Origin of the sequence: Kitasatospora sp. NPDC098652 (assembly GCF_044760155.1) — a bacterium.
In the GTDB taxonomy this organism is placed as follows: Bacteria; Actinomycetota; Actinomycetes; order Streptomycetales; family Streptomycetaceae; genus Kitasatospora.
Genome location: NZ_JBIWAQ010000001.1, coordinates 777201 through 795788 on the forward strand (window position 1 = coordinate 777201; position 18588 = coordinate 795788).

Annotated in this window: 10 protein-coding genes; 6 read left to right on the top strand and 4 right to left on the bottom strand. The window is 73.7% G+C overall.

The features are described 5' to 3' along the window. Positions 1 to 29: 29 nt before the first annotated feature. Positions 30 to 1826, bottom strand: coding sequence for an acyl-CoA dehydrogenase (locus ACIQWA_RS03425; protein ID WP_402477514.1), 1797 nt, complete (start codon positions 1824 to 1826; stop codon positions 30 to 32). Between the two features lie 200 nt (positions 1827 to 2026). Continuing rightward, complete coding sequence (locus ACIQWA_RS03430; RefSeq protein ID WP_402477516.1) at positions 2027 to 3373, bottom strand: MFS transporter; 1347 nt, start codon at positions 3371 to 3373, stop codon at positions 2027 to 2029. Between the two features lie 819 nt (positions 3374 to 4192). Between ACIQWA_RS03430 and ACIQWA_RS03435 the strand changes: the two genes are divergently transcribed. The 5 genes from ACIQWA_RS03435 to ACIQWA_RS03455 are packed head-to-tail and all read left to right on the top strand — an operon-like array spanning position 4193 to position 15957. Continuing rightward, positions 4193 to 10234 (top strand): acyltransferase domain-containing protein, encoded by a 6042-nt coding sequence (locus tag ACIQWA_RS03435; protein WP_402477519.1) that lies wholly within the window; start codon positions 4193 to 4195, stop codon positions 10232 to 10234. Continuing rightward, on the top strand, positions 10231 to 12072 hold the full coding sequence (locus tag ACIQWA_RS03440) for an amino acid adenylation domain-containing protein (protein WP_402477522.1): 1842 nt from the start codon (positions 10231 to 10233) through the stop codon (positions 12070 to 12072). Before ACIQWA_RS03435 ends, ACIQWA_RS03440 begins: the two co-directional genes overlap by 4 nt. A 37-nt stretch (positions 12073 to 12109) precedes the next feature. Next, complete coding sequence (locus ACIQWA_RS03445) at positions 12110 to 13906, top strand: type I polyketide synthase (RefSeq protein ID WP_360236445.1); 1797 nt, start codon at positions 12110 to 12112, stop codon at positions 13904 to 13906. Between the two features lie 2 nt (positions 13907 to 13908). Beyond that, complete coding sequence (locus tag ACIQWA_RS03450) at positions 13909 to 15213, top strand: cytochrome P450 (RefSeq protein ID WP_402477881.1); 1305 nt, start codon at positions 13909 to 13911, stop codon at positions 15211 to 15213. Between the two features lie 48 nt (positions 15214 to 15261). Beyond that, a complete protein-coding gene (locus ACIQWA_RS03455; RefSeq protein ID WP_402477524.1) occupies positions 15262 to 15957 on the top strand; it encodes a formyltransferase family protein in 696 nt (231 codons plus the stop codon). An 84-nt stretch (positions 15958 to 16041) separates the two neighbouring features. On the opposite strand, the gene ddaH is transcribed toward ACIQWA_RS03455, so the two are convergent. Further along, entirely contained in the window at positions 16042 to 16890 is an 849-nt protein-coding gene (gene ddaH, locus ACIQWA_RS03460) for a dimethylargininase (protein WP_402477525.1), read from the bottom strand. 75 nt (positions 16891 to 16965) lie between these two features. Here ddaH and ACIQWA_RS03465 point away from each other — a divergent pair, with 75 nt between their 5' ends. Continuing rightward, the gene (locus ACIQWA_RS03465; RefSeq protein WP_402477527.1) at positions 16966 to 17466 is read left to right on the top strand and encodes an FBP domain-containing protein; all 501 of its coding nucleotides are present in this window, start codon (positions 16966 to 16968) and stop codon (positions 17464 to 17466) included. Positions 17467 to 17526: 60 nt separating this feature from the next. Here ACIQWA_RS03465 and ACIQWA_RS03470 read toward each other — a convergent pair whose 3' ends face one another. Next, positions 17527 to 18567: a GntG family PLP-dependent aldolase gene (locus ACIQWA_RS03470; protein ID WP_402477884.1), complete on the bottom strand. Its 1041-nt coding sequence runs from the start codon at positions 18565 to 18567 to the stop codon at positions 17527 to 17529. Positions 18568 to 18588: the final 21 nt, after the last annotated feature.

Consider the following 18588-nt stretch of genomic DNA (forward strand, 5'->3'; position numbering starts at 1 on the left):
GCCCCACCGGTCCGGGGGCCGGAGCACCCTCAGAACGCGTCGTCCGGGATCTCGACGGCAGTCCGGTCCAGACTCTCCAGCAGTCGGAACTGGGCCTCGGTCTTCGGGAGTTCGTACCGGAAGAAGTACCGGCAGGCGTGCCGCTTCCCCTCGTGCACGGGCTCGCCGCCCCCGTCGGCGGCGAGCAGCTGCTCCAGCCACAGCCAGGCCACGACGGTGTGGCCGACCGCCTCCAGGTAGACGGTGGCATTGGCCAGCGCCGTCTCCGGCTCCCCGGTCGCCCACAGCCGCCGGGTGACCGAGAGGATGCGCCGGACGGCCTCGTCGAGCTGCCCCGCGTACTCGGCCGCCTCGCCGCCGGCGCTCCCGGCCCGGGCGGTGGTCGCCGAGACCGTCTCGGCGAGCAGCCGCAGGCCCGCGCCGCCGTCCATGACGACCTTGCGGCCGAGCAGGTCGAGGCCGTGGATCCCGTGGGTGCCCTCGTGGATGGGGTTGAGCCGGTTGTCCCGGTAGAACTGCTCGACGTCGTACTCGCGGGTGTAGCCGTAGCCGCCGTGCACCTGGATGGCCAGGCTGTTGGCCTCCAGGCACCACTGGGAGGGCCAGCTCTTGGCGATCGGGGTGAGGACGTCCAGCAGCAGGTGGGCGCGGGCGCGGTCCTCCGGGGAGGCGGCGGTGCGCTCCTCGTCGAGCAGTCGTCCGCAGTACAGCACCAGGGCCAACGCGCCCTCCGCGTAGGACTTCTGGGCGAGCAGCATCCGGCGCACGTCGGCGTGGGCGATGATCGGCACCTGGGGCGCGTCCGGGTCCTTGGCCCCGACCGGACGGCCCTGGGGGCGGGTGCGGGCGTAGTCGAGGGCGTGCAGGTAGCCGGTGTAGCCGAGGGCGGTGGCGCCGAGGCCGACGCCGATCCGGGCCTCGTTCATCATGTGGAACATGTACGCGAGGCCGCGGTGCGGCTCGCCGACCAGGTACCCGACGGCGCCGGGCTCGCCGCTCGGCCGGTGCACGCCCTCGCCGAAGTTGAGCAGGGTGTTGGTCGTCCCCCGGAAGCCCATCTTGTGGTTCAGCCCGGCCAGCACGACGTCGTTGCGCTCGCCGAGCGCGCCGTCGGCGCCGACCAGCACCTTGGGCACGATGAACAGCGAGAGGCCCTTCACCCCGGGCGGCCCGCCGGGGATCCTGGCCAGCACCAGGTGGACGATGTTCTCGGACAGCTCGTGGTCACCGCCGGAGATCCACATCTTGTTGCCGAACAGCCGGTAGCTGCCGTCGGCGCGCGGCTCCGCCCGGGTGCGCAGGTCGGCGAGCGAGGAGCCGGCCTGCGGCTCCGACAGGCACATGGTGCCGAAGAACCGCCCCTCGACCATGGGCCGGACGTAGGTGTCGATCTGGTCCCGGCTGCCGTGCGCCAGCAGCAGGTTGGCGTTGCCCACAGTGAGGAACGGATACCCGGACGTCCCCGGGTTGGCGGCCTGGAACCAGGCGAAGCAGGCGCTGGCCACCACGGAGGGCAGCTGGGCACCGCCGACCTCGTGGTCCATGGCGCTGCCGAGCAGGCCGGTGTCCGCGAAGACGGCCAGCGCCTCCCGGACCTCCGGGATGATGTGCACCCGCTCGCCGTCGAAGCGCGGCTCCTCGGCGTCGTTCCGCTTGTTGTGCGGCGCGAAGTGCCGGGTGGCGACCTGCTCGCTGAGGTCCAGGGCGGCGTCGAAGGTCTCCCGCGAGTGGTCGGCGTAGCGGGGCCGGGCCGTGAGCGAGGGGACGTCCAGCCACTCGTACAGCAGGAATTCGAGGTCGCGGCGGGAGAGCAGCAGGGACGGCACGGGTGGCGCCTTTCGCGGGTGACTAAGCGCTTGCTTGGCTTGGTCAGCAGCATGCTGCACCGGGCCGAAGGCGTCAACCGGCACACGTCGGCCGTCCCGGCCCGCAGGCCGGGACGGTGGGCGGACCGGGACGGTGGGCAGGCCGGGACGGTGGGCGGGACGGGACGGTGGGCGGGACGGGACGGTGGGCGCGGCGTCCGTCAGGTACGGCGGCCCGCAGCGATGACCGCGGCGCCGAGCAGGCAGGCCGCGGCGGCGGTGACGTAGGCGAGGTGGTAGCCGTCGAGCTGGTCCGTCCTGGTCCCGGCGACCAGGACCATCAGCGCCACCCCGACGCTCGCGCCGATCTGCTGGGTCACCACATTGACCGCCCCGGCGACGCCCTGCTGTTCGGCGGGGACACCGGCCAGCCCAGCGGTGGTCATCGAGGGGAAGTTCAGCCCCTGGCCGATGCCGCTGAGCACCAGGCCGGGCAGCACGTGCACCAGGTAGGAGCCGTCGTGCGGGGTGACCAGCCAGAGCCCGGTGCCGACGCCGATCAGGACCAGCCCGACGGACATCAGGGTGCGCGGGGTGAAGCGGGCCAGCAGTCGGCCGGTGGCGAAGTTGGCGGTGAGGAACACCGCGGCGGACATCGGCACCAGCGCCAGGCCGGACTCGAACGGGGAGTAGTCCAGCATCCCCTGGAGGTACAGCGGCGCGAAGAACAGCATCCCGACCGAGCCCGTGTACTGGAGGAACGCCGCCAGGCTCGCCGCCCGGACGGAGCCGAGCCGGAACAGGCCGAGCGGGAGGACCGGGTCGGCGGTGCGGTGCTCCCGCACCACGAACAGCACCAGGCAGAGCGCGGCGGCGGCCAGCACCGTCCAGGCCGTGGCGCCGGAGCTGCTCACCCCGACCACCAGCAGGGTGAGGCCGAGGGTCCCGGCGACGGCGCCCGGCAGGTCCAGCCGGCCGCGGTGCCCGGGGCCGTCCGGCAGGCCGATCCTGGTCACGGCCAGCACACCCGCCCCCAGCAGCACCGAGAACCACAGCACCGAACGCCAGCCGAGGAGTTGGGTCAGCACGCCGCCCAGCATCACCCCGCCGCTGAAACTCGCGGCGCCGACCGCCGCGTAGACGCTGAACGCCCGGTTGCGGGCCGGACCGGCCGGGAACGCCTCGGAGAGCAGCGCCAGCGCGGCCGGGCCCGAGAGCGCGGCGCCGATTCCTTGGACGGCACGCGCGCCCAGCAGCACCCCGATGTTCGGCGCCACCGCCCCGACCAGCGCGGAGGCGGTGAACACGGCGACGCCGACCTCGAACACCCGCCGCCGGCCGAGCACATCGGCCAGTCGGCCGCCGACCAGCAGGAACCCGGCGAAGGTGACGGCGTAGGCGGTCATCACCCACTGGAGGGTGGTGTCGGCCAGATCGAAGCGGGAGCCGACCGAGGGCAGGGCGGCGTTCAGCACCCCGAGGCCGCTCACGTCCAGGGCGAGCGCCCCGGCCAACACTCCGAGGGCCAGTCCCGGTCGGGCCAGCGGCTTCACCGCGACGTCGGTCATGCCCGGCCGCCGACGGGGCAGGCGGGGGCGACAAGCCCGGCACGGGAGGCGGGGTCGGCGTGGCGCACTGCACCGGGCGGTGCAAGCACCTGGAGCCGCCCGGGGCGCCGAGGGGCTAAGGAGCGGTCGACACTGGCTGACGCTGTCTCAGGACTCGCAACTGGCATGGGGATCAGCTTGCCCGGGTCGATCGTCCGCTGTCCACCCCACGCAAGCCGCGCGGCGACCGGGACGCCGCCCAACTCCCTTGCCTCACACGAACATTCGCTGTATCGCGCGCGAACGAAAGCCCGCCCTAAAGCGGTTCAGTCGCCATTGATCGTTCGTCCGGGGACAGTCGACCGAGCAGGTCGAATCGGACACTTTGGCGATCGGATCCCGCCACTGCCCGGACCGGCCCGCAGACGACGCTTGTCTCACCAATCGCCAAGTGGCACTCTCATACCCGCTGGTCGGTAAACACCCGGTGATCCGCTGCACATCGATTCGCATAAATCGCACACTCGTTGCGCCAGACCCGATCGACCTTCCGATCGGCCCTTCCGATCGACCTTCCGATCGGCCCTTCCGATCGACCTCCGCATCCAGGGCGGACCGGGACACCAGCGCCGCGGAATCCCCGACGGCGAGAACTTCACAGTGGGCCGCTGTCGCGTGATCACCCGAGCCGATCCGAGCGATTCGAGCCGCTGATCCGCACGTCCGCACGCGGCTGAACCAGGCTGTCGCGAGCCGTCCGGCCGGGCAGTCCCGACCCACCAGAGTCCCGTCCCCACCCCTTCCCCCACCCCTTCCTTCCGCCCTGCCCAGGGAGTCGCCATGCCCCAAGAACGCACGGTGCCGGACCTGTCCGCCGTCACGGACTTCCTGCTCTCCCGCGTATCCGAACTGTTGGACGTGTCCGCGAACACCCTGGACCCCCGGGCCCCGCTGCACCGGTACGGGCTGGACTCCGCGCGGTCGGTGGCACTCGCCGCCGAACTGTCCGAATTCCTCGGGCGCGCCGTCCCCGCCACCTGGCTCTGGCAGTACCCGACCGTCGGCGAGCTGGCCCGGGCCCTGGTCGAGGGCCCTCGCGAGGCGCAGCCCGCCCGGGGCGCCGAGCGCGGCACCCGTACCCACGAGCCGGTCGCGGTCGTCGGCATCGGCTGCCGCTTCCCCGGCGGTCCGGACCCGTCCGCGTTCTGGCGGCTGCTGGTGGAGGGCGGTGACGCCGTCGGACCGGTCCCGGCCGCGCGCCGTGCGCTGATGAACGACGCGGTCCGCTGGGGCGGCTTCGTCGACGACATCGACCGCTTCGACCCGCTGTTCTTCGGCATCTCGCCGCGCGAGGCCGTCCAGATGGACCCGCAGCAGCGGCTCGTCCTGGAACTGTGCTGGGAGGCGCTGGAGGACGCGGGCATCGCCCCGCACACCCTGCTGGGCAGCGACACCGGGGTGTTCATGGCCTCCTGTTGGGGCGACTACGCCGCGCTGGCGCACTACCGGGGGCCCGACGCCCAGATCACCCCGCACACGGCGACCGGCATGCACGACGGCATCATCGCCAACCGGGTCTCCTACGTCCTGGGGCTCCAGGGCCCGAGCATGGCCATCGACGCCGCCTGCGCGGGCTCCCTGGTCTCGGTGCACGTCGGCTGCCAGTCGATCCAGCTCGGCGAGAGCGAGCTGGTGCTGGCCGGCGGCGTCAACCTGAGCTTCGTCTCCGACTACTACACCGCGATGGACGCGATGGGCGCGCTCGCCCCGGACGGCCGCTGCAAGTCCTTCGACGCCCGGGCCGACGGCTACGTCCGCGGCGAGGGCGCCGGGGTCGTCGTGCTCGCGCCGCTCAGCGTGGCCCTGGAGCGCGACCTCCCGGTGTACTGCCTGATCAAGGGCAGCTCCTCCAACAACGACGGCCTGAGCAACGGGATGACGGCGCCGAACCCGCAGGCGCAGGAGAAGATGCTGCGTACCGCGTACCGGCGGGCCGGCATCGACCCGCACCTGGTGGACTACATCGAGTGCCACGGCTCGGCGACGCCGCTCGGCGACCCGATCGAGGCCAATGCGATCGGCGCCGTCCTGGGCGGTGACCGCAGCGAGCCGCTGCGGCTGGGCTCCGTGAAGTCCAACGTCGGCCACCTGGAGGCGGCCGCGGGCATCGTCGGGCTGGTCAAGCTGGCGCTGTCGATGCGCAACGGCGTGCTGCCGCCGAGCCTGCACTACAGCACGCCGAACCCGCAGATCCTCTTCGACGAGTACCGGCTGACCGTCCAGGACCGGCTGACGCCCTGGCCGCGGCGCTCCGACGCCCGCCGGGGCGGGGTCAGCTCCTTCGGCTTCGGCGGCGCGATCTGCCACGTCGCGGTGGAGGAATTGCCGCGCCCCGAGGGCTCCCTGCTGCTGCTGGCCGCCGACTCCCGGGAGGCGCTGGCCGAACGGGCCCGGGCCCTGCGCGACGCCACCGATCTGCGCGAACTGTGCCGCCGCGCACCCGGCGAGGGGGCGTTCCGGCTCGCGGCCGCCGCCCGTGACCTGGCCGAACTCCGCACCCAGCTGGACGCCTTCGGCGCCGGTGCACCGGCGCCCGGGCTGAGCGTCGGCGAGCCGGCCGGGGGCCGCCCGCGGGTGGCGTTCCTGTTCTCCGGCAACGGCTCCCAGTGGGTCGGCATGGGCCGCCAACTGCTGGCCGGGATGCCGGTGTTCCGCCGCTCGATGATGCGCTCCGACCGGCGGATGCGGGAGCTGCTGGGCTTCTCCCTGGTCGAGCAGCTGCTCTCCCCGGACGGCCGCCTGGACGACATGGACGTCTTCCAGCCACTGCTGTTCTCCCTCCAGGTCGCGCTGGCCGAGACCTGGCGCGCGCTGGGCGTGGAGCCGGACGTCGTGGTCGGGCAGAGCGTCGGCGAGTTCGCGGCCGCCCATGTGGCCGGCGCGCTCGACTTCGAGGACGCCTCCCGGCTGGCCGCCCACCACGGGCGGCTGCTCCAGCAGTTGGCCGTCGGGCGGGGCGAGGGCATCGTGGTGATGACCGCCGCGGACGAGGTCGAGCCGTACCTGACCGGCGGGCTCACCCTGTCCGGCCGCAACGGCCTGCGCTCCACCCTGGTCACCGGCACCCCGCAGGAGATCGACGGCCTGGTCCGGCAGCTCACCGACGCGGGCGTCACCAACCACCGGGTGCGGATGGGCCACGCCCCGCACTCCCCGCTGGTCGACCACGTGCTGGCCCCGTTGAAGGTCGAACTCGACGGCATCCGCCCCCGGAGCACCCGGATCCCGATGATCTCCACGGTCACCGGCGAGGCCGTCGACGGCGCCGAACTCGGCCCGCACTACTGGGCGGAGAACCTGCGCCGGGAGATCCGGGTGGTCGACGCCCTGACCGGCCTGCGCGAGCACCACGTCGACGCGGTGATCGAGCTCAGCCCGCACCCGCTGCTGCTCAAGTCGGTGTCGGAGCTGCTCCCCGCCGCCACCCTGCCCTCGCTGCGGCGCGGCGAGGACGAGGCCGTCACGCTGCTCGGCTCGCTCGGCGCGCTGTACGCCGCCGGACTGCCCGTCCCGGCGCACCCGTTCCTGGCCGGTGACCGGGGCCGGCACACCGCTTCCGGCCAGGCCGACCCCGCCCCGGAGGGCCGACTGCACCTGGTGCCCGTCACGGCCCGGACGGCGGGCGCGCTGGCCGACACCTGCCGCGAACTGTCCAACCACGTCGAACGCGACCCGGGCCTGCGGGTCGCCGACCTCGCGTACACCCTCGCGGCCCGGCGCACCCACCACAACCACCGGGTCGCGCTGTTCGCCCGCAGCCGGCAGGACGTCCTGGACGGCCTCGCCCGGGTCGCGTCCGGCCGGCCCCACCCGGAGGTGTTCACCGGGGCGGTCTCCGGGAACGTCGACCGCCGGGTGGCGCTGGTGTTCTCCGGCGGCGGCACCCAGTGGGTCGGCATGGGCCGTGAACTGCTGCGCTCCCACGCCGGGTTCCGCGCCTGGATGACGGCCTGCGACGCCGCCGTGCGCGCGGCCGGCGGCTGCTCGGTGCTGGAGCAGTTGGCCGCCCCGGCCGAGCAGGCCCGGTACGAGGAGATGGACGTCCAGCAGCCGGTGCTGTTCGCCCTCCAGGTGTCGCTGGCGAAGGTCTGGCTCGGGCTCGGCGTCGAGCCGGCCGCCGTGGTCGGGCACAGCCTGGGCGAGGTCGCGGCCGCCTGCGTGGCCGGGGCGCTGTCGCTGGAGGACGCCGCCCGGGTCGTGGTCATCCGCTCGCACCTGCTGGAGCGCAAGGCGGCCGCGGGCGCGATGATCTCGGTCGACCTGCCGGAGGCGGAGCTGCTGCCCCGGCTCGCCCCGTACGCCGCGCACGCGGCCGTCGCGGTGGTCAACAGCCCCACCAGCGCGGCGGTCTCCGGCTCGCCCGAGGCCGTCGACGCCCTGGAGGCCGACCTGCGGCGGGAGGGGGTGTCGGTGCGCCGGATCCGGGTCGAACGGCCGGTGCACAGCCCCGGCATGGACCCGCTGCTCCAGCCGCTGCGCGAGGGCATCGAGGGCATCAGCGCGCTGCCGCCCGTCATCGACTTCCACTCCACCGCGCTGGCCGAGGCGGTCAACCCGCCCACCGACGTGGACTACTGGGTGCACAACCTGCGCAACCAGGTCCGCTTCGCCGAGACCATCGGGGCGCTGGTCGACCGGGGTGTCGGCACCTTCGTCGAGATCGGCCCGCACGAGACGCTGCGCGGCGCCGTCGAGGAGATCGCGCTCACCCGCGGGGCTCAGGTGCACGCGGTCAACTCGCTGCGGCGCGAGGAGAGCGACCTGCGCTGCCTGCTGGGCGCGGCCGCCTCGCTGTACGTCCGGGGCCTGCCGCTGACCTTCGACCCGCTGTTCGACGACGACGTCGAGCCGGTGGAGACCCCGCTGGTGCAGTGGCAGAAGGAGCGCTACTGGATCGACACCGAGCCGCAGCCCGCCCGCGCGCCCTCTCCGGCGGCTCCGCCGGTCGCCACCGCACCCGCGCCCTTGCCGGCGGCCGTTGTGCAGGCCGCGCCCGAGCCCGTGGCCCGGCCGGTGGCGGAGGTCGTCCTCGACGAACTCGCCGACGCGCTGGGCGTGCCGGTGAGCGGCCTCGACACCGGCGCCTGTCTGCGCGACTTCGGCCTCGACTCGATGCTGGGGATCCGGCTGGTCAACCGGATGCAGGCGCTGTTCGGGCACCGGGTGTCGCCGGTGGTGTTCCTGGACGGCCGCCCGATCTCCGAGGTGGTCGGCCACTTCGTCGGGCTCACCGACGGCGGTGCACCCGCGCCGGCCCCGGCCGCCCCCGTGACCACCCCCGCCCCCGTGACCGCCCCCGCCGCCGTACCGGCCCCCGTACCGGCCCCCGCCGCCCCGGACCACGCCTTCCTCGACGAGCTCTCCGAACTGGACGCCGAGGAACTGCTGGACGAACTGGACGCCCGCGGCCTGCTGGACGCCACCGACGCACCGGCCCGGGAGCAGCTGCGCGCCGACGGCCTCGGCCTCGCCCTGGCGCCCGCCTCGCACGGCCAGTCCTCGCTCTGGTTCATGCAGATGGTCGCGCCGGACGCCGTGCCCTACAACTTCATGGTGACCGCCCGGATCCGCCGCGCGGTCGACGAGAAGGCCCTGGAGCGCGCCGTCCGGGCCGTGACGACCCGCCACCCGGCGCTGCGCACCCTCTTCGTCGAGGCGGGCGGGCGGCCGTACCAGGTCGTCCTGGACGAACCGGTGTACGAGTTCCTGGTGCTGGACGGCTCCGCGCTGGACGACGAGCAGGCCCGCGAGGAGCTGGCCCGGCAGGGGCACCGGCCGCTCGACCTCGACAACGGACCGCTGGTGCGGGTCGTCCTGCTGAACCGGGGCCCGGCCGACCACTACCTGCTGGTGCTGGTCCACCACATCGCCTCGGACGCGGCCTCCGCCGATGTGATGATCCGCGAGCTCCAGGCCTACTACGAGGGCGCCGACCCGGCCGCCGACGCACCGGCCGCCCCGTACACCGAGTTCGTCGAGTGGGAGCGGCAGTGGCTGGCCGGGCCGGCCGCCGGGGCGGCGCTGGACTGGTGGTCGGCGAAGCTGGCCGACCCGCCCGCCCACCTCGACCTGTCCGCCAGGGAGCGGCCGCCGGGCGTCACCTACGAGGGCCGCGACCTGGCGTTCCGCTGGAGCGCCGAGGAGAGCCGGCTGCTGCGGGAGTTCGCGCTGCGCGAGGGCGTGTCGATCAGCACCGTGGTGCTGGCCGGGTTCTTCGCCACGCTCAACCGCGCGGTCGGCACCGAGGACGCGGTGCTGGCCACCGCGATCGCCCAACGGGCCGAGCCCGGCTGGGAGTCCGCCGTCGGCTACTACCTCAACACCGTGCTGGTGCGGGCCAATCCGGCCGCCGACCGCAGCTTCCGCGAGCTGCTGCGCGAGGTGCACGACTTCTCGCTCGGCCTGCTGGAGCACATGAACTACCCCCTCGACCTGCTCGCCTCCCGGCTCCGGCCGCCGCGCGCCGAGGGCCGCTCCCCGTGGTTCGACGTGGTGGTCAACTGGCTGTCCTCGGACGCCTTCCCCCGCTCCGTCAAGCTCTTCCACGGCGTCGGCTCCACCCTCACCCCGGACGGCGCCCTGCCGCTCGAACCGCTCCAGGTCCGCCGGCACCTCGCCAAGTTCGACCTGGAGATCTCGATGGCCGACATCGACGGCGAAGTGGCCGGCCACGTCCAGTTCAAACCGAGCTACCTGGAAAGGCACACCGTGACCGCACTGCTCGCGCTGTACCGCACCGTGCTCTTCGACTCGATCGCCCGGCCCGACCTCGCCCTCGGCGCCGTCGCCCCGGCCGGCCTGCCCGAGGAGACGGACCGGTGACCGAGACCCTGCACTCCGCCTTCGTCGAACTGGCCGCCAAGAACCCCGACGCGATCGCGGTCTACGCCGAGGCCGGCATCCTCAGCTACGGCGAACTCGACCGCCGCTCGGCCGAGTTGGCCGAACGGCTGACCGCCGCCGGGGCCGGCCCGGGCGTCCCGGTCGGGATCTGCGTCGAACGCACCCCCGAACTGCTGGTCGCCATCCTGGCCGCACTGCGCAGCGGCGCCTGCTACCTGCCGCTGGACCCGAACTACCCCGCCGACCGGCTCGGCTTCACGGTGCAGGACAGCGGCACCCGGTTGCTGCTCACCACCCCCGCCTCCCGGGCGAGTTGCCCGCCCGGCCCGACCGTCCTGGTGCTGGACGGCGCCGCGGTGCGCACCGAGCCGGGCGCGAAGCCCGTCCCGGTCGTGCCCGGGGACACCGCGTACGTCATCTACACCTCGGGCTCCACCGGCCGGCCCAAGGGCGTGGCGGTGCGGCACGGCGGCGCGGTGGCGATGCTCGCCGCGATGGACCGCGTGCTGGAGGGCTGCGACCTGAGCGGGGTCGCGGCGGCCAGCTCGGTCTGCTTCGACATGTCCGTGATGGAGATCTTCAACGCGCTGTGCCGGGGCGGCGCCGTGGTGCTGGTCGAGAGCGCCGTGCACCTGCCGGAGAGCCGCTACGCCGACCGGATCACCCACCTCAACGCCGTGCCGTCCGTGATGAACGGCCTGCTGGACGCCGGGGCGCTGCCGCCCAATCTGCGCACCGTGGTGTTCGGCGGCGAGGCGCTGCGCCGCAAGCTGGTCGACCGGACCTACCGGGAGACCGGCGCCACCCGGGTGTTCAACGCCTACGGCCCCACCGAGGGCACCGTGTTCTGCTCCTTCGGCCTCGTCCCCGAGGAGTCGGCCGAGGAGCCGACGATCGGCCCGCCGACCGAGGGCGCCCTGGTGTACGTGCTGGACGAGCAGCGGCGGCCGGTCCCGACCGGCACCCCCGGCGAGCTGTACCTCGGCGGCGCCGGGGTCGCGCACGGCTACGTCAACCGGCCGGAGATCACCGCCGAGCGCTTCCTGCCCGACCCGTTCCACCCGGGCGGGCGGATGTACCGCACCGGGGACCTGGTCGAGTTCACCGAGGGCGGCGAGCTGCGCTTCCTCGGCCGCACCGACCACCAGGTCAAGCTGCGCGGCTACCGGATCGAGCTGGAGGAGGTCGAGGCCCGGCTGACCGGCTGCCCCGAGGTCCGGGAGGCGGCCGCCGCCGTCCACGGCAACCGGCTGGTCGGCTACGTGGTGCCCGCGGGCGACGGCCCCGCCCCGGACGGGCCCCGGCTGGACCCGGCGCTCCAGGGCGCCGTCACCGCCCGGCTGGCCGCCGAGCTGCCCGACTACCTGGTGCCCGCCACCCTGGTGGTGCTGCCCGCCCTGCCGCTCGGGCCGGGCGGCAAGCTGGACCGCGCCGCCCTCCCCGAGCCGCCGGCCGCCGGCACCGGCGGGCCGACGACCGCGCCGAGCACGCCCACCGAGATCGCCGTGTCCGAGATCTGGGGGCAGCTGCTCGACCTCGAACCGTCCGGCATCGACGTCCAGGCCGCCTTCTACGACCTCGGCGGCGACTCGCTGCTGCTGATCCGGCTGGCCCGGCTGATGACCCGTCGCTTCGACCGGCGGGTCCGGGTGCCCGACCTGTTCAGCTTCCGCGACATCGCCTCGCTCGCCCGCTGGCTCGACGAGGAGGAGGGCGCCACCCCCGAGGTGGTCCAGTCGGCCCGCCGCCGGGCCGGCGCCCGCCGCGCGGCCCTGCGCGGCCGCCCGGCCGCCGACCGCCCGGCCACCGACGGCTGAGCCACTCCCCCACCCGACACGAGGCAGGAGCCTTCCCATGACCGACCGCCCCGAGCAGGACTACGACCCCGGCGACGTGGCCGTCATCGGCATGTCGTTACGGGCCCCCGGCGCCCGTACCAAGGAGCAGTTCTGGGACAACCTCGTCCACGGCCGGGAGTCGATCTCCTTCCTGGCCAAGGACGACATCCACGTCGACGAGACCCTGATCCACAGCCCGTTCTACGTGCGCGCCTGCGGCGTGCTGGACACCTACGACAGGTTCGACCCCTCGGTGTTCGGCATCAGCGACCGGATGGCCGCGGCGATGACCCCGGAGAACCGGCTGTTCCTGGAGAGCGCCTGGGAGTCGCTGGAGGACGGCGGATACGACCCGGACCGGCTGGACGCCGAGATCGGGATGTACGGCGCCAACAACCCGCAGACGGCAGCGCTCTACAGCTCCCCGCCGGACCGGGTGTCGGTCGGCCCGGAGGCGATCGAGGCCAGCCTGGCCTGGTCGCCGGACACCATGACCTCCAACGCCCTGTACTACCTGGGGCTCACCGGTGAGGCCGTCACCGTCGCCGCGGTCTGCGCGGGCTTCCACTACGCGGTGCACCTGGCCTGTCAGTCGCTGCTGCTCGGCCAGACCGACCTGGCGGTCGCGGGCGGCGCGATGGTGCGGCTGCCGCACCCGCGCGGCCACCTGTGGGAGGAGAACCGGATCCTGTCCCGGGACGGCCACTGCCGCCCCTTCGACGCCAACGGCACCGGCACCGCGCTGTCCAGCGGCGTGGTCACCGTGCTGCTCAAGCCGCTGGGGCACGCCGTCGCCGACCGCGACCACGTCTACGCCGTGGTCAAGGGCTCGGCCGTGAACAACAACGGGGTCAGCGCGATGGCCTACGGCCTGGCCCAGCCCGAGCGGCTGAGCGCCTGCATCGCGAGCGCCATGGAGGTCGGCGGCGTCGCCCCCGAGACGGTGGGCATGTACGAGGCCAACGGGCTCGGCCTGCCGATGACCGACGAGCTCGAAGTGCACGCGGCGACCATGGCGTTCGGCAAGCAGACCGCGACCACCTCGATCGGCGGGGTCAAGGGCAACGTGGGCCACGGCGGCGTGGTCTCCGGCGGATTCGGCGCGGTCAAGGCCGCGCTGGCGCTGTACCACAAGCAGCTCCCGGCGACGATCAACCTGACCGAGGTCAACCCGGACCTGGACCTGCCCGGCACGCCGTTCGTGCCCCAGCTCGAAGGGGCGGACTGGGAGCCCGAGTCCGGCATCCGCCGGGCGGGCATCACCTCGATCGGCGGCGGCGGCTACAACGCCCACCTGCTGCTGGAGGAGCCGCCGGCCCCGGCCCGGCGCGAGCCCGAGGAAGCGGGCCGGCCCCGGCTGGCCACCCTGTCCGCCCTGGACGACGAGGCGCTGGCCCGTCAGCGCGCCCGGCTCCGGGAGCGGCTGGCGGCCGACCCGGGGCTGCGGCTGGACGACGTCTGCTACAGCCTCAACCTCGGCCGCAAGGTGCTGCCCCGCCGGTGGGCGGCCGTGGTGCGCAGCCGGGAGGAGCTGATCGCGGCGCTCGCCGGGGAGCCCACGGGCGGCGTCGTCACCTCGACGGCCACCGCTGCCGCCGCCGTCCCGGCGTCCGACCCCGACGCCTTCGCCCGCACCGACGACGGGATCGTGCCCTCCGGTCGGGACGCCGGGGCGCTGGCCGAGCTGGCCGCCGCCTGGGTGGGCGGCCGGCAGGTGGACTTCGCCGCCCTGCACCGGGGCGAGGCCAGCCACCGGGTGCCGCTGCCCACCTACCCGTTCCAGCCGCGCCGGTTCTGGCGCACGGACTGGTGACCGTGCGCACCCCGGCCCCGGCACCGAGCCCGGCACCAGCCCCCGCACCGGCCGCCGTGGACCTGGGCGACCCGGCCACCTTCGCCGACCCCGACCTCGACCTCGACGGCTACTGGCGCACCCTGCGGGACGAGGCGCCGCTGCACTGGAACCCCCCGGTCGACGGCCGCCGCGGGTTCTGGGTGCTCTCCCGGCACGAGGACATCCTGGCCACCTACCGGGACGACACCCACTTCACCTCCGAGCGCGGCAACGTCCTGGTCACCCTGCTGGAGGGCGGCGACGCCGGGGCCGGCCGGATGCTGGCCGTCACCGACGGGCACCGCCACCACGAGCTGCGCAAGATCCTCCAACGGGTGCTCTCCCCACGGGTGCTGGACGAGGTGGCCACCACCGTGCGGGCCAACACCCGGCGGTGGATCCGCGAGGCGGTCGAGTCCGGCGGCTGCGACTTCGCCGAGCGGATCGCCGCCCGGATCCCGATGACCACCATCTGCAACCTGCTCGGCGTGCCCGAGCAGGACCACGACCACCTGCTCGGCCTGACCAGGGCGGCGCTCTCGGCGGACGACGAGGACGTCGACGAGGTCGACTCCGAGATGGCCCGCAACGAGATCCTGATGTACTTCATGGACGTCGTCGAGGAGCGCCGCGAGCACCCCGGCGAGGACGTGATCAGCATGCTGATCGCCAGCTCCGTCGACGGGGTGCCGCTGACCGACGAGGACGTGGTGCTCAACTGCTACAGCCTGATCATCGGCGGCGACGAGACCAGCCGGCTGACGATGATCGACTGCGTCCGCACCCTGGCGGCCCGGCCCGACCAGTGGCAGCGGCTCAAGCGGGGCGAGGTCGAGCTCGGCACGGCCGTGGACGAGGTGCTGCGCTGGGCCTCGCCCACCATGCACTTCGGGCGCAGCGTCGTCCGGGAGACCGAGGTGCACGGCGTACGGCTGCGGCCCGGCGAGATCGTCACGCTCTGGCACGCCTCCGGCAACCGGGACGAGCGGGTCTTCGACCGGCCCGAGCTCTTCGACCTCGGCCGCACCCCCAACAAGCACCTGGCCTTCGGCTACGGCCCGCACTTCTGCGTGGGCTCCTACCTGGCCAAGGTGGAGATCGCCGAACTGCTCAGTGCGCTGCGGGACTTCACCACCGGGTTCGAGCAGACCGCCGAGCCGCGGCCGATCCGCTCCAACTTCCTGACCGGGTTCGCCACCCTGCCGGTGCGCTTCGACCCCGACCGCGCCGGGCTGGCAGCCGCGCTGGCAGCCGGGCCGGAAGCCGGGCTGGAAGGGGCCGACTGACGCGCCGACGCCGACACCGAGACCCGACCAGTGAGCGCAGGAGGACGGATGAACATCTACCTATCGGGACAAGGGGCGTTCGCGGTGCAGGTCGCGGAGGCCCTGCTGGACAGCGGACACAAGATCGTCGGCGCGGCCGCGCCCCGGCTGCGCAAGGGGAAGTCCGACGAGGCCGACGCGATGTGCTGGGACCGCCTGCGGTCCTGGGCGTACCCCAGGGACATCCCCTGGACGGACTCGGCCGAGCTGCGGGCGCGGCACGTCCCGGACGGGGTGGACGTCATCCTCGCCGCGCACTCGCACGCCTTCCTGGGCAGGGAGACCCGCGCCCGGGCCGCCGTCGCCACCATCGGCTACCACCCCAGCCTGCTGCCGCTGCACCGCGGCCGGGACGCGATCCGGTGGACCATCCGGGACGGCGACAAGGTCACCGGCGGGAGCGTCTACCACCTGACCGAGCGCACCGACGCCGGGCCGATCGCCGCCCAGCAGCACCTGTTCGTGCCGCCGGGCTCGACCGCGCAGAGCCTGTGGCGCGACCACCTGGCGCCGCTCGGGGTGCGGCTGCTGCTCAAGGTGGTCGCCGACCTGGCCGCCGACCGGCGGATCGAGGTCCCCCAGGACGAGTCGCTGGCGACCTGGGAGCCCGCGATGGGCGCGCCGCCGCTGTTCAAGCCCGAGCTGATCGCGCTGCCCGGCACGGCCCGGGTCGACAGCAGCAGGTGGGCGCTGCACGAGCACTGAGCCCGCGCGCCGAAGAGCTGTCGGCCCCGCACCCCTCCCCGGAGTTCCGGCGAGGGGTGCGGGGCCGCGGCCGGCTGCGTGGCGTCAGGGCCGCAGTTCGAGGGTGCAGCACTTGACCGCGCCGCCGGCCTTGAGGAGTTCGGTGGTGTCCACCCCGATCGGGTTGAAGCCCCGCTCCCGCAGCTGCTCGATCAGGCCCGTCGCGGCCTGCGGCAGGACCACGTTGCGACCGTCCGAGAAGGCGTTGAGGCCGAACACCGCGGCGTCCTGGGCGCAGGCGCGGAGCGCGTCCGGGAAGAGCTCCTCCAGCACGGAGCGGCTGCCCGGGGTGAAGGCCTCCGGGAAGTACATCACCTCGGTGTCGGAGAGCACCCCGAGCGCGGTGTCCAGGTGGTAGTGCTCGGGGTTGACCAGGGTCAGCGAGGTGACCGGCAGGCCGAAGAACTCCTGCGCCTCGTAGTGCGAGCGCTGGTCGGTGCGGAAGCCGGTACCGGCCAGGATGCGGCGCCCGACCGGGAGGTAGTCGCCCTCGCCCTCGTTGATGAACTCGGGCCAGAGCACGTCCCGGAAGCCCTGCCGGACGAACCAGGCGAGGTAGGCCGGCCCCTCGGCGGTGCGCTCGAGGTGCCGGAACCGGGCCCCGAGCACCTTGCCGTCCACCACCGTCGCGCCGTTGGCGGCGAACACCATGTCGGGCAGGCCGGGCACCGGGTCGATCACCTCGACGGTGTGGCCGAGCGAGAGGTACACCTCGCGCAGCCGCTCCCACTGCAGCAGCGCCAGCTCGCGGTCGACCGGCTTCTCCGGATGCATCCACGGGTTGATGGAATACGTCACGTCGAAATGCTGCGGCCGGCACATCAGAAGCCGGCGCGGAGCGGCCGTTCGGGCCGTCGGCCGTATCGGTTCGGGCTGAGTACCGCCGATGGACACAGGGGTCTCCTCTGCGTTGGTGGATTTCGGGGAGGACGGGGGTCACCCGCCCGGCAGTCAACTAGGCTCTGATGAATGCGTCCACTTGCCGAGAACGAAATTCGTGAATCCTTCGTCAACTGTTCGAAGGGAGAGGCGCGCAGGCTCAGCATTCCCCGCAACCTGGCCGAACTCCCCTGGGCCGACCTGGACTTCCTCGGCTGGCGGGATCCGGGCGCACCCGACCGCGGCTATCTGGTCGCCCTCCGGGGCGAGGGGCTGGTGGGGGTCACGCTCCGCGCGCCGAACGTCCGGCGCAGCCTGACCAAGACCAATGTGTGCTCGCTCTGCATCACCATCCACGGCGGGAGCGGGGTGGCCCTGCTCTCCGCCCGGCGGGCCGGCGCCGCCGGGCGCGAGGGGAACACCGTCGGTACCTACATCTGCGCGGACCTGGGCTGTTCGCTGTACGTGCGCGGCAAGCGCCGCTCGGCCTCGGTGAGCCGGCCCGAGGAGTCGCTGACCCTGGAGGAGCAGGTCGCGCGCACGGTCGCCAACCTGGACGCGTTCGTGGCCCAGGTGCTGCGGACGGCCTGACCGGCGGCCGGCGCGCCGGCCCCGCGGGTGCGCGGGGCCGGGCGGGGCCGGGCCGGGATCTCAGTCCGCGGTCGGGCCCTCCTTGAGGACCCGGGCCACGATGGCGACGGCGGCCGTGACGTCCTCGGCGCTCACCCCGTTGTGGACGACCGCGCGGATCCGGCCGTGGCCGAACTCGGTGACCGCCAGGCCGCGCCGGGCCACCGAGGTGACGAAGCTGCGCCAGTCGAAACGCTCGTCGGTGACCTTGAAGATCACGATGTTGGTCTCGACGGTGTCGACGTCCAGCTCCACGCCGGGCAGCAGCGCCAGGCCCTCGGCCAGCCGCCGGGCGTTGGCGTGGTCCTCGGCCAGCCGGCCCCGGGTGTCCAACGCCACCAGCGCGGCGGCCGCCAGCAGCCCGACCTGGCGCATCCCGCCGCCGAGCATCTTGCGCAGCCGGCGGACCTTCGTCACGAACTCCGCGCTCCCGGCCACCATCGAACCGACCGGCGCGCCCAGGCCCTTGGAGAGGCAGAACTGCACCGAGTCGACGTGCGCGGTGATGTCCGCGACCTCCACCCCGGCGGCGATCGCCGCATTGACCACCCGGGCGCCGTCCAGGTGCACGGCGACGCCGCGCTCGTCCGCGAAGCGGCGCACCTCGGCCAGGTAGTCGAGCGGCAGCACCACGCCGCCGCAGCGGTTGTGGGTGTTCTCCAGGCAGATCAGCGAGGGCAGCGCGAACTGCGGGTCGTCCGGATCCTTCGGGAAGGCGGCGGCCAGGTCGGCCAGCGCGATGGTGCCGTCGGCCTGGTTGGGCACCGGCTCGTAGACGACCCCGCCGCAGACCGCGGCGCCGCCCGCCTCGTACAGCCAGATGTCGCTCTCGGCGCCGACCACGGCCTTGGTGCCGCGCGGGGCGTGGGCCATGATCGAGGCGAGGTTGGCCATGGTGCCGCTCGGGAAGAAGCAGGCGGCCTCCTTGCCGGTCAGCTCGGCGGTACGGCGTTCGAGCTCGTTGACCGTCGGGTCCTCGCCGTAGACGTCGTCGCCGAGCTCCGCCTCGGTCATCGCGGTGAGCATCTCGGGCGTCGGCAGTGTGAAGGTGTCACTGCGCATCTCGATCACGGCGGGAAGGTC